Origin of the sequence: Streptomyces sp. NPDC048419 (assembly GCF_043200415.1) — a bacterium.
In the GTDB taxonomy this organism is placed as follows: domain Bacteria; phylum Actinomycetota; class Actinomycetes; order Streptomycetales; family Streptomycetaceae; genus Streptomyces.
In genome coordinates this window covers 73663-89624 of sequence record NZ_JBICXT010000026.1, presented here as the reverse complement: position 1 = coordinate 89624, position 15962 = coordinate 73663, and the positions used below count along the sequence as shown (strand labels likewise).

Annotated in this window: 11 protein-coding genes; 5 read left to right on the top strand and 6 right to left on the bottom strand. The window is 72.2% G+C overall.

The features are described 5' to 3' along the window. Positions 1–3 precede the first annotated feature (3 nt). On the bottom strand, positions 4–900 hold the full coding sequence (locus ACGFYN_RS37935; protein ID WP_393870522.1) for an endo alpha-1,4 polygalactosaminidase: 897 nt from the start codon (positions 898–900) through the stop codon (positions 4–6). A gap of 260 nt (positions 901–1160) precedes the next feature. Between ACGFYN_RS37935 and ACGFYN_RS37930 the strand changes: the two genes are divergently transcribed. Further along, a complete protein-coding gene (locus ACGFYN_RS37930; protein ID WP_393870521.1) occupies positions 1161–2132 on the top strand; it encodes an aldo/keto reductase in 972 nt (323 codons plus the stop codon). A 27-nt stretch (positions 2133–2159) separates the two neighbouring features. Here the strand turns inward: ACGFYN_RS37930 and ACGFYN_RS37925 are convergent, their stop codons facing one another. Further along, positions 2160–2978, bottom strand: a complete 819-nt coding sequence (locus ACGFYN_RS37925) for a phytanoyl-CoA dioxygenase family protein (RefSeq protein ID WP_393870520.1) — start codon at positions 2976–2978, stop codon at positions 2160–2162. A 64-nt stretch (positions 2979–3042) separates the two neighbouring features. On the opposite strand from ACGFYN_RS37925, the gene ACGFYN_RS37920 reads away from it, so the two are divergent. Both ACGFYN_RS37920 and ACGFYN_RS37915 read left to right on the top strand, forming a co-directional pair. Further along, positions 3043–3954 (top strand): helix-turn-helix domain-containing protein, encoded by a 912-nt coding sequence (locus tag ACGFYN_RS37920; protein ID WP_393870519.1) that lies wholly within the window; start codon positions 3043–3045, stop codon positions 3952–3954. A 214-nt stretch (positions 3955–4168) separates the two neighbouring features. Further along, positions 4169–5983: a ricin-type beta-trefoil lectin domain protein gene (locus ACGFYN_RS37915; protein ID WP_393870518.1), complete on the top strand. Its 1815-nt coding sequence runs from the start codon at positions 4169–4171 to the stop codon at positions 5981–5983. 9 nt (positions 5984–5992) lie between these two features. Here the strand turns inward: ACGFYN_RS37915 and ACGFYN_RS37910 are convergent, their stop codons facing one another. The 3 genes from ACGFYN_RS37910 to ACGFYN_RS37900 form a co-directional block, all read right to left on the bottom strand. Beyond that, positions 5993–7246: an SLC13 family permease gene (locus tag ACGFYN_RS37910; protein WP_393870564.1), complete on the bottom strand. Its 1254-nt coding sequence runs from the start codon at positions 7244–7246 to the stop codon at positions 5993–5995. A gap of 107 nt (positions 7247–7353) precedes the next feature. Next, positions 7354–8064 carry a DUF4232 domain-containing protein gene (locus ACGFYN_RS37905; protein WP_393870517.1) on the bottom strand — a complete coding sequence of 237 codons (711 nt, stop codon included), beginning with the start codon at positions 8062–8064 and terminating at the stop codon, positions 7354–7356. A gap of 126 nt (positions 8065–8190) precedes the next feature. Further along, positions 8191–9558, bottom strand: a complete 1368-nt coding sequence (locus ACGFYN_RS37900; protein ID WP_393870516.1) for a serine/threonine-protein kinase — start codon at positions 9556–9558, stop codon at positions 8191–8193. Positions 9559–9577: 19 nt separating this feature from the next. On the opposite strand from ACGFYN_RS37900, the gene ACGFYN_RS37895 reads away from it, so the two are divergent. Continuing rightward, a complete protein-coding gene (locus ACGFYN_RS37895) occupies positions 9578–10147 on the top strand; it encodes an RNA polymerase sigma factor (RefSeq protein WP_393870515.1) in 570 nt (189 codons plus the stop codon). A 22-nt stretch (positions 10148–10169) separates the two neighbouring features. Here the strand turns inward: ACGFYN_RS37895 and ACGFYN_RS37890 are convergent, their stop codons facing one another. Then, entirely contained in the window at positions 10170–12557 is a 2388-nt protein-coding gene (locus ACGFYN_RS37890; RefSeq protein ID WP_393870514.1) for a SpoIIE family protein phosphatase, read from the bottom strand. A gap of 255 nt (positions 12558–12812) precedes the next feature. Between ACGFYN_RS37890 and ACGFYN_RS37885 the strand changes: the two genes are divergently transcribed. Then, positions 12813–15908, top strand: coding sequence for a glycoside hydrolase family 2 TIM barrel-domain containing protein (locus ACGFYN_RS37885; RefSeq protein WP_393870513.1), 3096 nt, complete (start codon positions 12813–12815; stop codon positions 15906–15908). Positions 15909–15962: the final 54 nt, after the last annotated feature.

The window sequence follows — 15962 nt, the reverse complement described above, 5'->3', positions numbered from 1 at the left end:
CGCTCACCCGGCCTTGCGGACGTAGTGGCTGCTGCCGGGCGTCGACACCATCACGTCCCGGCGGACGATGCTCAGACGGTCGCGGAAGCCCGCCAGCGCCTTGCGCAGCCCGCTGTCCGAGTACTCGATCACCAGCACCCGGTCGTCGAAGGCCTTCGCGTACGTCCCGCACTCGTCGAACTCGGCGCACTCCTCGGCCACCGCGAAGTCGAGCCCGGCCCGCTTCCTGAGCCCGGCCAGCTCGACCGTGTTCTTCTGCCCGATCGCCAGGTGCCGGGCGTGGGCGCGCCGGGACAGGAGCGTGACGAACGCGGTGGCGTCGTTCGCGGTCAGCAGGTGCCGGGAGCGGGTGTAGCTGTCGTAGTTGTCGGGCTCGACGGCGTCGTAGCCCTTGTCCGCGCAGTCGTCGATCCACTTGCCGATCCGCGCCGCCACGCGTGCGCGCCTGGCCGGCGTGCGGATGTCGAGCAGCGCCTCGCCCCAGTCCTCGTCGACGACGATCTTGCCCCGCGCGTCCCGCAGCAGCAGGTCGGCGGGCCAGGAGCCGCGCTCGTCGGGCTGGGCCTGGAAGGCGTTGACGTAGCAGACGTTGTAGAGGCCGGGCGCGGGCGGCGCCGTACGGTCGCGGCTGACGATGCGGACGCCCGCCGGCGGGGGATAGGCGCCGCCGATCTGGTAGTCGAAGCCGGCGAGGCGGGGCGGCAGGCGTACCCCGGTGGCCGGGGACGGGTCGGCGGCCGCTGCTTCGGCGCCGGAGGTTTCGGATGCTTTCGCTGGACCACTCGTCGACCTCGACGACTTGTGGGAAGTACCGCACGCCGACAGTCCGGCGACGAGAAGAAGGCATGCGCCGACGGTCGTCCCGAGACCTCCGACGCGGTAGACACCCTTGACGGGCATGTCCGCTCCATCAATCGCGGGTACGACCCCGCCTCGGACCGGGTGTCCGGTCGGTCCTGGCGACTTGGGCCGGACTTGGAGCTCGTCCGCTACCGGCTGGGCGCACCTCTGTGTGCCCCGCTGCACGCGGCGGCACGTCTCCTGGATGAAATCGCCCGGTGCGGCCCGCCGTCAAGTGGGGACGGTAAAGCGGAGGCGCACGGGACATCACGTCGTACGCTCCCCACTGATACCCGATCCCGAAGGCAGGAGCAGCAACGATGCAGTATGTGAAGCTCGGTTCGACGGGCCTCGACGTGTCGCGGATCTGTCTGGGCTGTATGACCTACGGACTGCCCGACCGCGGTCCGCACGAGTGGACGCTCGACGAGGACGCCTCGCGTCCGCTGATCCGGCAGGCACTGGAGGCCGGGATCAACTTCTTCGACACGGCGAACGTCTACTCCGACGGCACCAGCGAGGAGATCGTCGGCAAGGCGCTGCGCGAGTTCGCCGGCCGCGACGAGATCGTCCTCGCCACCAAGGTGAACGGCCGGATGCGGCCCGGGCCCAACGGCGCGGGCCTGTCCCGCAAGGCGATCCTGTCCGAGATGGACCAGAGCCTGAGCCGGCTCGGCACCGACTACGTCGACCTCTACCAGATCCACCGCTTCGACCCGCACACCCCGGTCGAGGAGACGATGGAGGCCCTGCACGACCTGGTGAAGGCGGGCAAGGTGCGCTACATCGGGGCGAGTTCGATGTTCGCCTGGCAGTTCTCCAAGATGCAGTACACGGCCGAGCGCAACGGCTGGACCAAGTTCGTGTCCATGCAGAACCACTACAACCTCCTCTACCGCGAGGAGGAGCGCGAGATGCTGCCGCTCTGCGCCGACCAGGGCGTCGGCGTCCTGCCCTGGAGCCCGCTCGCCCGCGGCCGGCTCACCCGGGACTGGGGCACCGTGACGGAGCGCAGCGCCAACGACAACTTCGGCAGCCGCCTCTACCCGGACAGTGACCGCACCATCGTCGAGGCCGTCACCCGCATCGCGGGCGACCGAGGCGTCCCGCGCGCCCGGGTCGCCCTCGCCTGGCTGCTGCACCAGGACACGGTGGCGGCCCCGATCGTCGGCGCCGCCAAGCCGCACCACATCGAGGACGCGGTCGCCGCGGTCGAGCTGGAGCTGAGCGAGAAGGAACTCGAGGAGCTCCAGGAGCCGTACGCGCCCCATGGGATCGTCGGCCACAGCTGACGGTTCGGCCGCGGCCTGAAGGAGCGCTCAGTGGGGCCCCTGCGGTGCGAACTCCGTGCCGCACGGCCCCGCCCCCTCGCTCTCCGGCAGGAGCACGCGCTCGCCGTCCATGGTCAGCGTGCGGTAGTGCGTGCCGATGCGCTCGGCGGACCGGCCGACGTAGTGGGCGATGAAAGACCGGCGGAAGCGGCCGGCGGTCCTGTTGGGCTGCGAGCCGTGCACCAGGCTGCCGTTGAAGAACAGGACGTCCCCCGGCGCCAGGTCGACCGGCACGGCGGCGAGGCCCGGCGGCGGGGGCACGTACTCACGCGCGAAGGACACCTCCGCGTCCGCCTCCTCGGGGCAGAACACGTCCATGCGGTGCGTACTGGGGACGACCTCCAGACCGCCGTTGTCCCGGTCGATCACGTCGCAGGCCACCCAGGCCGCCACACACGTGCCCGGCTCCACCCGCAGATAGAAGTTGTCCTGGTGCAGCGCCTGGCCCCGGGCGCCGGGCGGCTTGAAGTAGAACATGCTCTGCGCGGCCAGCACCTCCTCGCCGAGCAGTTCCTCCAGAACCGCACCGAGCCGGGCGTCGAGCAGGAGGCGGCGCGAGGGCTCGCTGATCTCGTGCGGGTGCATCACCCGCGGATAGGCCGCCAGCGGATCGGCCGACGCACGCGGCTGGAAGTGCCCGGGCACCGGACCCGCCGCGTGCAGGTCCGCGAAGTGCGCGCAGAGCCGCTGGATCTCGTCGCGCCCGAACAGCCCGCGCACGATGGTGAAGCCGTCCTCCTCGAACCGCCTGAGCCCCTCCTGGGACAGGATGGGGGCACCGGCGGCACCCATGTCCGTGGCTGTCATGCGTCCACTCCTCGGTCGGCTGTCCTACGCTCGTCAACGCTAGGCCGTGGGGCGCTTCAGGAGGATGCCCGTGAATGCTGATGGATTGCCCGAGACTGCTGCGCCACCACCCGGCCTGGTCGTGGTCGGCCGCTACGAACAGCCCGAGGGCTACGGCGTCACCAGGCCGCGCGGGGCCGACAGCTGGCTGTTCACCTGGACCACGGGCGGGCGCGGCCGGCTGCGCCAGGGAGCCGCCGAGGCGCGGGCCGGTGCCGGCGATCTGGTGGTGCTCGCACCGGGGGTGCGGCACGAGTACGCGGTCGAACAGGGCGCAGGCCGTTGGCAGTTCTGGTGGGTGCACTGCCAGGCCCGCCCGTCCTGGGCGCCGTGGCTGCAGCCGTACGAGACCGGCGACGGACTGTTCGCCGTCACACCGACCCCCGCCGCCCTGCACGACCGGGTCGGGGCGGCGTTCGGGCGGATGCTCGCCGATGCCCGCTGGACGGGCACCGGGTCGCCGCCCGTCACCGCGCCGCAGGACCGGGTCGCCGTGGCGCACGGCACCGCGGCACGGGAGCTCGCCCTGTCCTGTCTGGAGGAGATCGTCCTGCTCACGGCCGCCGCCGCGCGCCCACCGTCGCCGCCGCCCGGCATCGACGTCCGGGTGAGCCGCGCAGAGGAGTTGATCGCCGCGGACCCCGGAGCACCGCACACCGTGCACGGGCTCGCCGCGAGCGTCGCGCTCTCACCCTCGCGGTTCGCGCATCTCTTCACCCGGCAGGTCGGCCGGTCTCCCATGCGGGCGCTGCGCGAGGCCCGTCTGCGGCATGCCGCCCGGCTCCTGGAGAGCACCGATCTGTCGGTGGACCGAGTGGCCGCGGCATCGGGGTTCGCCAGTCCGTTCCACTTCAACCGGGTCTTCCGCGAGCGGTACGGCGTCCCGCCCGGCGCCTACCGTGCCGGAGGCCAATGGCTGGAGCCGGAGACGGAGTAGCTCTGTCTTTTTCGACCGTCGAACAGATCGATTGACAATTCGTCAATAGCCGTCGGCGGGCAGGCAATGCACAAAACCGCGTGATCTCTTGTTAGGCGTCCCTGACCTGTGCAAAAGTGTGCCCAGTCGGCGCACGGACCAGGGACATTTCCGCCGGGTTCTTATACCAGTTGGTATGGACTTTATGCCGCATGCCCCCGAGAGGAATGCAGCCGTGAAACACCCCGGCCTGTCGAATTCCCCCAGGTCCGACCGCCGGTTCGACGTGACGGACGAGCAACTGAGCGCCGAGCTCAAGAAGTGGACGGGCACCACGCCCGCGCTGCAACCCGTCGGCGAACTCCTCGACCGTCACTGGGAAGCGGGATTCGCCTATGCCCGGCTGTGCACCGACGGCGCCCCGTCCGCGGGAATGCTCACAACTGCCGCATTCACCCGGCTTTTCGGCGAAACGCTGCGGCAGAACGGACCCACCTCCGCCTGGCGGCCCCAACTCCTCGTCACCGTGCGCCGCATCGCGGCGGAATGGGACAACGACCACAGACGGGAACACCTGAATCCCGAACTGTGCGCGGGCGGCGAGCGCGCCGCGGCCCTGCTGCTCCCGTCACCCGGCCGCCGCCTGCTCTCCGGAGCCTTCCAGCGGCTGCCCCAGTCGGCCCGCTGCCTGCTGTGGCACACCGAGGTCGAGGCCGAAGCGCTGGACGTCCCGGCCGGACTGCTGGGCCTCGAGGTCGAGGACGCGCGGGTCGAACTCGAGCGGGCCCGCGAGCGGCTGCGCGAGGAATGCCTCCAGGTCCACCGCGAACTCGCCCCCGAGCAGGAGTGCCGCCGCTTCCTGCGGATGCTCGACGTGACGTACCGGCGCGGCGGCAGCGACATCGACCCCGACCTCGGCGCCCACCTCTCCCGCTGCCGGCACTGCCTGCACACCGCCGACCAGCTGGCCCAGTTCAACCACGGCCTCGGCCTCGCGCTGGCCGAGGCGGTGCTCGGCTGGGGCGCGCAGGCCTACCTGGAGTCCCGCACCGCCTGGCCCGAGGACCCCGGTCCGCTTCCCTCGGAGGTCCCCGCCCCGCCGATACCGGGCGAGCCCTTCGCGCCCGCGCCCCGGACCTCCCCGCACCCCGGGGGCCGCGCCGCCTCCCGCCACTCGGCCAACAAGGCGGCCCGGCGCCGCGCCGCCGCCCGCCGCCGCAACCTCGCCCTGGCCGTCGTGACGGTGAGCGGGCTGATCGTCCTGCCGCTGGTCCTGTGGTCCGTCCTCGGCTCCGACGGCACCACCACGGCCGGCGGCGGCCGCCCCGCTCCGGCCCCCGCCCGCGGCAAGGGATCGCCGACCGCCGATCCGTCCTGGGTCGGCACCAGCACGGGCGCCCAGGGCACCCTGCGCGGCCGGCTGCACAACCTCGGTTCCGGACTGTGCGTCGCCGTCGTCGGCAAGAAGCTCGTCCAGGGCGCGGAGACCGAACTCGCCGACTGCTCCTCGGCCGACGTCCAGCAGTGGTCGTACGAGACCGACGGCCGCCTGCGCAGCGTCACGGACCCCGGTCTGTGCCTCGACTCCCACCTCGGCTTCTCGGTGCGCCTCGTCCCGTGCACGGGCACCTCCGAGCCGAAGGGCAAGAACGTCCGGTACGACTTCACCCTTCAGGGCACCCTGGTGCCGCGCTGGAACCAGGACCTGGCACTCACCCCCGCCGCCACCGACGGCTCGGGTGCGCTGGTCGCGAAGAACCGTGACGGCGGCGACCTCCAGCGCTGGGTGTTCGACACCTCGAAGGCCGACCTCCAGATGCAGGTGGTCAACTGGGACGCCGACGGCAGCCCCACGCCGACGCCCTCGGCCAAGCCCACCCCGAAGGCGTCGAAGAAGCCCAGCCCCACACCGACGCCGTCCGCGGCCCCGACGACCGCGCAGCCGACGCCGACGAGCTCGTACCCCACGAACCCGTACTGCTACTACGACCCGTACTCCTGCGGCTGGGACGGCGGCCACTACGGACACGGCGGTGGCGGCCGCCGCTGACCGCGACGCTCAGCCGGCCATCTGGAGCGACAGCCACAGCGCCGCCACGGCCGGCACGAGCGCGGCCGGGGTGGCGATCAGGCCGAGGCGGGTGAACTCCGCGAGCTGGACCTCCTGGTCGTGCCGGTGCAGGATGCGCCGCCACAGCAGCGTCGCCAGCGATCCCGCGTAGGTGAGGTTCGGGCCGATGTTCACCCCGAGCAGCACGGCCAGGACCGCGCCGGGTCCCGCCGCGGCGGTGAGCGGCAGCAGGACGAGCACCGCGGGCAGGTTGTTGATCAGGTTCGCCAGTACGGCCGCCAGGGCGGCGATGCCCAGCAGCGCGAGCAGTCCCGAGCCGCCGGGCAGTACATGGCCGAGCGCGCCGGCGAGTCCGTTGTCGACCACCGCCCGCACCACGATGCCGAGCGCGAGGACGAACGCCAGGAACGCCGGCTGCGCCGCCCGCACCACCGACAGGGGAGTGGCCCGCCGCCGCACGAGCGCACGGCACGCCAGCACCAGCGCGCCCGCGGCGGCCACCCAGGCCGGCTCGATGCCGACCGTCGAGGCCACCACGAACCCCGCCAGCGTGCACCCGACGGTGACCAGCGCGAACAGGGGCAGCTCGGGCGCCTCACCGGATGCGGGGGAGTGCGCGGAGAGGGACAGGTCGGTGGCGAAGTAGCGCCGGAAGACCAGGTACTCGGCACCGATCGCGACCAGCCAGGGCAGCGCCATCAGCGCCGCGAACCGGGTGAAGCTCAGCCCGCTCGTCTCGAATGCCAGCAGGTTCGTCAGATTGGAGACGGGCAGCAGCAGCGAGGCCGTGTTGGACAGGTGGGCGCACGCGTACAGATGCGGCCTCGCCCGCACCCCCGCCCGCGCCGCGGTGGCCAGCACCACCGGCGTCAGCAACACCACCGTGGCGTCCAGGCTGAGCACGGCGGTGATCACCGAGGCCAGCACGAAGACGGCCGCCAGCAGCCGCCCGGGGGACCCCGCCGCCCGCCGCGCCATCCAGGCCCCGCACGCCTGGAAGAGCCCCTCGACGTCGCAGAAGTGCGCCAGCACCAGCACCGCCGCCAGGAAGCCGACGACGGGGCCGAGGCTCGCGGCCTCGGCCCGCGCATGGCCGAGGGAGATCGCCCCGGTCGCGATCACCGCCCCGGCGGCCGGGATCGCCAGCACGGCCTCGGGCAGGCCCCTCGGGCGCACCACGGCGAAGGCCAGAACGGCGACGAGCAGGACGACGGACAGGGTCTCGGCGAGCGCGGTGTTCAGGGCGGGGTCCTTCAGGCGGTTCTGCGCCGGGACCTTCCGGGTGGTTCAGCGCGGGGTGCGTCCATGAAATCAGGTCCAGGTCGGTAAGCCCGTCCAGCCCCCGCCGTTCAGGCGCCGGTGCCGAGGGCGAACACCGTCAGACGCACCGAGGAGGCGTTGCCGGAGACGGGCACCTGGCCGCCCTGCCACGTCACGGTGAGGCTGGCCCGCTCGTCCGGCGGGGTCACCAGCAGCGAGACCGGGGTGGCCGCGTGGGCACCGCTGACCTCGGGGTTGGAGAACGACAGCCCGGCCCAGGCGCTCTTGCCCGGCGCCAGTGAGACCGTCGCCGGCGTGCCCGAGGAGCGCTGCGGGTCGGGGCCAATCTGCTTGCCCGACCCGTCGACGAACGCGGCACCCGGGTAGCCCCGCACCGTGCAGGTGCGGGAGGAGGTGTTGGTCAGGACGATCGGGAAGTTCTCCTGCCCGGCACCGGGGTTGTTCCGCCCGACGCTCGCCTTCAGCTCGGAGGTGTGGCAGCGGCCGCCCCCGGAGGTGCCGGCCGGCGTGGACGCGCCCTGGGCCGGTGCGGTGGCCGTGGAGGTGGGCCTGGCCGTGGTCGTCGTGGTGTTCCCGGCCGCGGTGTGTGACCCGGAGGCGGACGGGCTCGCCGAGTCGGTGCCGTGGCTCCCGGTCGCGGGCGCGGCCGTACCGGAAAGGGTCTGCGGTGAGCTCGCCGAGGTGCCGTCGTCGTTGCCGCAGGCCGTCAGCAGGCCGAGCACGGCGACCGCGCTCGCGGCCAGCGCCGCCCGGTGGACCGAGAAGGACTTCATGGTCATGTTCCTCAACACTCCCGGAGATTCCACGCATACGTCCTGGCATGTGCGTACGGCGCTCTGTGCCCCGTCATACATCTCCGATGCGTTGCCGGTCGGAAAAGTTCTCACCCGGCCGTGTGGTTTCGGTCAGCTTCCGATGCGTACGGAGCCGAGGACACGGTCGGTGGCCGAGGCCCGGCCACTCTGGCGGATCTGCACGTACACCCGAGTCTGCGCGCCGCCGTGCGCCGGGGCGAGCGCGGCCTCCGCCACCGAACCGCCTCCCGGGCAGCCGGACCAGGTGCGCACCCGGCCCCGCAAGGACGCGCTGTCGTAGCCGCGGCTGCCGTCGTAGTGGCAGGTGGGGTGGGTGAGGGCGGTCACCGCGGCGGTGAGGTCGCCCTGCTCGCTCAGGCCCACGAAGACGCCGTTCACCTCGGCCCCCAGGTCCTGCCACTCGGTCAGGCGGTCCGCGACGGCGAGCCCCGGCTCGTGTCCGGAGGGCAGGCCGAGCGCCTTCGGGTCCCACCCGGAGTCGCGCAGCTGGCGGCCCCAGCCGTCCGGCACCTCGGCGACGACCCGGCCGGTCGTGTCCGCGACCCGCAGATCCGTCGCCGGGGACTGCCGATTCACCAGCGAGGCCGTCACACCGATGGCGGCGACGGCGGCCACGGCGGCGGTCAGAGCGGCGACCGTACGGCGCCTGCGCGGCCGGTGGCCGGAGGCGACGAGGCGCTCCAGCTCCTGGGCGAAGGACTCGGCGTCGGGCCAGCGGCGCCTGCGGTCGGGAGCCAGCGCCCGCATCAGCGCCCGCCGGACCGCGGGGGCCACATCCTGGCGCAGCCGGTCGGGCCGCACCACCTTGCCGGGCTCGCCCGGAACGGCGCCGGTGACCAGGTGATAGCCGACCGCGCCCAGGCTGTAGACATCGGCGCGGGCGTCGATGCCCGCGCCCGGCTCGGCCTGCTCGGGCGGCCGGTACCCCGCCGAGCCGGCCGCCTGGGTCAGACCCGAGGCCTGCGCCAGACTCTTGGCCAGCCCGAGGTCGGCGAGCAGCACCCGCGACACGCCGGCAGGATCGTCGGGAGAGCACAGCAGCACATTGCTCGGCTTGATGTCCCGGTGCACGATGCCCGCCGCGTGCAGAGCGGCCGCGCCCCGGGCGGCCAGCGCGGTCAGGCGCAGCGCCTCGGACACGGGCAGCGGACCGCCGGCCACCAGGTCGCCGAGGGTGCCGCCGTCGGCGTACTCCATCACGAAGTAGGGCCTGCCGTCGGGCAGTTCACCGATGTCGTAGACCTTCACTATCCGGTCCGAATTGGCCCGGCGCAGCATCCGCGCCTCGGCCAGGAACCGCTCACGGACGTCGAGCCGGTGCGACCAGTTGTCGGCGAGGACCTTGACCGCCACCGGTGCTTCGAGCTCGTCGTCGTGCGCGAGCCAGACCGTGCCGAACGCGCCCGTGCCGAGGCGTCGTTCGAGGCGGTAGCGCCCGATGCGCTCGACGGAATGCATACGACTATCATGCCTGGCCGTGGATCGTTTCCGAGGAGAGCCCCTGGTCGCACCGACCGAGGACCTGGCACGTGCCGCCGCGACGGGCGACGCGACGGCCCTGGACGAGTTGCTGCAGGCGATCAGACCCGAGGTCCTGCGGCGCTGCGCCCGCTTCCTGCCCTGCCGCGAGGACGCCGAGGAGGCGGCGCAGGACGCCCTGCTCCAGGTCGCCCGGAAGATCACCACCTTCCAGGGCCGCAGCCGCTTCAGCACCTGGCTCTATACCGTCGTCGCCAACTGCTGCCGCCAGAAGTACCGCGAACTCAAGCGGCGCGCGGCCGAGCAGCCGGTGGCGATCGACACCGAGCGGCACGTCGACCCGCGCACGACGAGCGTCATCGCCGGCTCCCGGCTCGATCTGCTGGACGCGCTGGACCGGCTGGAGCGCGAGCACCCGCAGCTGGTGGAGCCGCTGGTGTACCGCGACATCTGCCAGCTGGACTACGCCGAGGCGGCCGAGCGGGCGGGCATCCCGCTGGGGACGTTCAAGTCGAGGCTGCACGAGGCGCGCAAGCAGGTCAGGCCCTGGCTCACCGAGGCGTCCTGACGAACCGGTGGGCGGGCGCGTCTCAGTCCTCGTCCGCCAGCGCGATCTCCGACCAGATCGTCTTGCCCTCCGCCGTGTGCCGGCTGCCCCAGCGCTGGGTGAGCTGGGCGACCAGCAGCAGACCGCGGCCGCCCTCGTCCCAGGTCTTGGCGCGGCGCAGGTGCGGTGCCGTGTGGCTGGTGTCCGACACCTCGCAGATCAGGGTGGCCGTGTCGTGGATCAGGCGCAGCCGGATGGGGTGGGCGCCGTACCGGATCGCGTTGGTGACCAGCTCGCTGACCACCAGCTCGGCCGTGAACGAGGCCTCCTGCAGCCCCCAGGTCTCCAGCTGCTCGACGACCTGCTTGCGGATGGGGGCGACGAGCGCCGGGTCGGCGGGGATGTGCCAGGTGGAGACCTGCGAGGAGGGCAGCCCCCGGGTGCGCGCGAGGAGCAGCGCCACGTCGTCGGGGGCGCCGCCGGTCGGCAGCAGCCGGTGCAGGACACGGTCGCAGGTCTCGTCCAGGGAGTCCGAGTGTGTCGACAGGGCCTCGCACAGCATCCGGTGGCCGGCGTCCACGTCCCGTTCCCGGGACTCGATCAGCCCGTCCGTGTAGAACGCCAGCACGCTGCCCTCGCGCAGCTCGAGCTCGGTGGACTCGAAGGGCAACCCGCCGAGACCGAGCGGCGGTCCGGCCGGCAGGTCGACCTGCCGCGGCGTACCGCCCGGCGGGACCGCGACCGGCGGCGGATGCCCGGCCCGGGCCATCGTGCAGCGCCGCGAGACCGGGTCGTAGACGGCGTAGAGGCAGGTGGCGCCGACCTCGCCGGGGCTGCCCTCGTGCCCGGCCTCGGCGGACAGCCTGACGACCAGGTCGTCGAGGTGGGTCAGGAGCTCGTCGGGGGCCAGGTCGATGTCGGCGAGGGTGCGTACGGCGGTGCGCAGCCGGCCCATGGTGGCCGAGGCCTGGATGCCGTGCCCGACGACGTCCCCGACGACCATGGCGACCCGCATCCCGGACAGCGGGATCACGTCGAACCAGTCGCCGCCGACCCCTGCGCGGGCCGCCGGCAGATAGCGGGAGGCGGCGTCCACCGCGGCCGTGGTCGGCAGTGAGCGGGGCAGCAGGCTGCGCTGCAGCGCGAGGGCGGTCTCCCGCTCCCGGGAGTAGCGCCGGGCGTTGTCGATGCAGACGGCGGCGCGCGCCGTCACCTCCTCGGCCAGCAGCACGTCGTCGGGCGTGAACCCGTCCTGGCGCCGGAACCGGCACAGCACCGCGACACCGAGCGTCAGGCCGCGGGCCCGGATCGGCACGGACATCGTCGAGTGGATGCCGTACTCCTTGATCCGGTCCAGGCGCCGGGGGTCCCAGTTGAGCCACTGCCCCAGGTCGTCGGCCTCGGTCGTCGCCACGATGGAGTGGCCCGCCAGCAGCGGATCGGCCTGCGGTGAGGGGGTCGGGTAGCGGTCCACGTGCCCGATCTCGACCACGGCCTCGGGTGTGCCGGGATTGATGGAGAGGTGCGCGGTGCGGCGCAGCGTGACCGGTGCGATGGGCGCTCCGGCGAACGGCTCGCCGCCGGGGTCCTGCGGGTCCAGCAGATCGACGCTGACGAAGTCGGCGAGGGCGGGCACACAGAGCTCCGCCAGTTCCTCGGCGGTCCGGATGACGTCGAGGGTGGTGCCGATACGGACGCTCGCCTCGTTGACGAGCTGAAGGCGCTCGCGGGCCTGGTACTGCTCGGAGAAGTCGTGGGCGGCCACGCACACGCCCCGGACCTTGCCGGCCGCGTCGGTGATCGGGGACATGCGGGCCAGCCAGACGTTCACCCGGCCGTCGAGGCTGATCGGCACGTACGTCTGCACGTCGTGGCCCTGGCCGGTGGCCAGGACGCGGCGCAGATGGCGCTCGATGTCGGTGCCGTGCGGCCTGCCGCTCACCTCGGGCAGCCGCAGCCCGCGCACATGCTCCTCCGGCAGTCCCAGCACCTCGGCCATGACGTCGTTCATCCGGTGCAGCCGGAGCCGGTCGTCACAGATCGCGACGGCGCAGGGCGACTGGAGCAGCCCCGCATGCTCCAGCGGATCGTCGGCCGGGCGCCGCTGATCGCCTTCCAGGGGACTGACCACCAGCCATTCGGCGGGTCCGCCGTCCTCGGGCTCGGTGCGATGGGCCAGCAGCCACACGGAGACGGAGCCGCCGTCCCGGTGGCGCAGGGTGACGAGGCCGTGCCAGCGGGACGCTTCGAGGTCGAAGACCGCGCCCGTGGGCTCGCCGACCAGGAACTCGGCGGCGGGCCGGCCCACGACGTCGGCGGCCGTCCAGCCCAGCAGACGTTCCGCGCCGGCGTTCCACCCGACGAGCGTGCCTCCCCCGTCGACGACCACGCGTGCCGTCGCGGCATCGTCGAACGGGTTGACCGGACTCATCGTCGCCACTCCATTGCGCACACTCACAGTGAACAAGCGCGTCACTTGAGTTCCAGCCTAGTCCGTCGGCGCGTTCGCGGGTCGGTGACCCCGGGCCATCCGGTGGGCCGGTAGAAAGCGCATACCGGGACGTTGTGGCCCACGGGGCAGGAGTACCGCACCGCACCCTTGACGGCCGCGTGTGACCCGGCGAAAGAATCTGTTTGTTCTCGATCAATTGTGAGTACTTCTGGGCCCTGATGAGGGGGGAGCTCTATGACAGTGACGCGAAGATCGGTCCTGATCGCCTCCACCGCCGCGCCGGCGGCGGGAGCACTGATCGGCAGTCCCGTGGCACGGGCCGCCGAGGCCGTCGCGGGCGGATCCGGCCGCCGCACCGTGGCCCTGCGTGACGGCTGGCGTTTCGCGCTGGTCAATACCGACGGGATCACCGACCCCACCGGCGCCTACGCCCAGGCGGCCGACCCCGGCTACGACGACTCGGCCTGGCGCGAGGTCGCGGTGCCCCACGACTGGAGCATCGAGCAGACCCCGACCACCGAGCACGGCACGACCAGCGGCACCGGCTTCCTGCCCGGCGGGCTCGGCTGGTACCGCCTCGCCTTCACCCTGCCGCCGTCCTTCGCCGGCAAGCGGATCTCGGTGGAGTTCGACGGCGTCTACATGGACTCCTACGTCTACTGCAACGGCACCCAGGCCGGCCGGCACCCCTACGGCTACACGGGGTTCGCCTTCGACGTCACCGACCTGCTGCACACCGACGGCCGCACCGAGAACGTCATCGCGGTCAAGGTGCAGAACCAACTGCCCAGCAGCCGCTGGTACTCGGGCAGCGGGATCTACCGCGAGGCGCGTCTCGTCGTCACCGAGCCGGTGCACGTCGAACGCTGGGGCACGTACGTCACCACGCCGGACATCAGCGCGGAGCGGGCCGTCGTCCACGTGCGGACCTCGATCGTCAACGAGTCCGGCGCCGTGAGCCAGGCCGAGATCCGCTCGACGGTCAAGGACCCCGACGGGCGGACGGTGGCCCGTGCAGCGAGCACGGTCGGTGTCACCGACAAGACGGCCGAGACGCACGAACTCACCGTCCCCAAGCCGCAGTTGTGGGACTTCGCGGCGCCGCACCGCTACACCCTGGAGACCGAGGTGCGCGTCGGCGGCAGGACCGTCGACACCTACCGCACCACCTTCGGCATCCGCACCTACCGCTTCGACCCGGACGAGGGCTTCCACCTCAACGGCGCCCACAGCAAGATCAAGGGCGTCGACCTGCACCACGACCAGGGCGCGCTCGGCGCGGCTATCAGTGTCGACGCCGTGCGCCGGCAGATGACCATCATGAAGTCGATGGGCGTCAACGCCTTCCGCACCTCGCACAACCCGCCCTCGCCGCAGATGATCCAGGTCTGCGAGGAGCTGGGCATCGTGATGATGGTGGAGGCCTTCGACTGCTGGCGGACCGGCAAGACGAAGTACGACTACGGCCGCTTCTTCGACGAGTGGTGCGAGAAGGACGCCACCGAGATGGTGCTCGCGGCCCGCAACTCGCCCGCCGTGGTGCTGTGGTCCATCGGCAACGAGATCCCCGACTCCACCTCCACCGCGGGCCTCGCCATGGCCGACCGCATCATCGGGGCGATCAGGGCCGCCGACGACACCCGGCCCCTGGTCATCGGCTCCGACAAGTACCGCTCGGTGCCCGCCAAGGGCTCCGCGGCCGACCTGATGCTCGCCAAGCTCGACGGGCTCGGCCTGAACTACAACACGGCCAAGTCCGTGGACTCGCTGCACGCGGCCTATCCGCACCTGTTCCTCTTCGAGTCGGAGTCCTCCTCGGAGACCTCGACACGCTCGACGTACCAGGAGCCCGAGCACCTCAACACCGGGGAGAACTACACCCCGGGCGGGCGGGCGACCTCCTCGTTCGACAACAATCTCGCGTCCTGGACCATGAGCGGGGAGTACGGGCACAAGAAGGACCGGGACCGGAAGTGGTTCGCGGGCCAGTTCCTCTGGTCGGGCATCGACTACATCGGCGAGCCGACGCCGTACAACGTCTTCCCGGTGAAGGCGTCCTTCTTCGGTGCCGTCGACACCGCCGGCTTCCCCAAGGACATGTACCACCTGTTCCGGAGCCAGTGGACCGGCGAGCCCATGGTCCATCTGCTGCCGATGAGCTGGAACCACGAGACGGGCGACACGGTCGAGGTGTGGGCGTACTCGAACGTCGACACCGTCGAGCTGTTCCTCAACGGCAGGTCCCTCGGCACGCGCGGCTTCGACACCAAGAAGACCACCGACGGCCGTACGTATCTGGAGACCACGGAGGCCACCGGCGACGACAAGACCTTCACCACCGGCCCCTACCCCGGGAGTTACACCAGCCCGAACGGCAGCGCGGGCAAGCTCCACCTGATCTGGAAAGTCCCCTTCGCGCCGGGTGAGTTGAAGGCGGTGGCCCGGCGCGGCGGCAAGGCGGTCGCCACGGACGTGCTGCGTACGGCGGGCGAAGCGCATGCCGTACGCCTCACCGCCGACCGCAAATCCCTTGCCGCGGACGGGCGTTCGCTGGTCTTCGTGACAGCGGACGTGGTCGACGCGCACGGCGTGGTGGTGCCCGACGCCGAGCACCTGATCACGTTCGACGTGAAGGGCGGCTCGCTCGCCGGCCTCGACAACGGCCGGGAGGAGAGCGCCGAGCGCTACCAGGCCACCACCCGTACCGCCTTCCACGGCAAGGCGCTCGCCATCGTGCGCTCCGGTACGAAGACCGGAAGCCTGACGGTGACCGCCCGCGCGGACGGGCTGCGGACGGGCACCGCGACCGTGCACACCACCAAAGCCCGCTCGGCCGCGACCACCCCGGCCGCCGTGTTCAAGCCGGACCACCCGGCCGCCCCGAACTACCCGTACGCGGACGCCAGTTACTCCGGCCGCTCGGACACGCTTCCCGCGGCGATGCTCGACGGCGACGCGGCCACCGGCTGGTCCAACGCCTTCTCCAAGTCGGCCACGGCCCTGCTCCCCGCGTTCAACGGCGCCCGCAAGGAGGACTGGGTCTCGGTGGACTACGGGCGGGCCCGCGGCTTCGACCGGGTGGAGGTCTCCTTCACCGTGGACGCGACGCACAGCCTGCCCGCGTCCCTCGAGGTGGCCGTCTGGGACGGCCGCCGGTACGTGCCCGTCACCGGAGCGGCGGTCGGCTGGGCCGCCGCCTCGGACGCGCCGACCGTCGTCACCTTCGACGCGGCGCGCGGCTCCCGGCTCCGCCTCACGCTGACCAGCGCCCAGCCGGGCGAGGTCGCCGGGGCGGTGCGCATCAGCAAGCTGGAGGCGCCCGGCGGCTGACCAGCCCTCGCGGTCCGGACGGGAAACCAGTCCCGTCCGGACCGTTGACGGCTG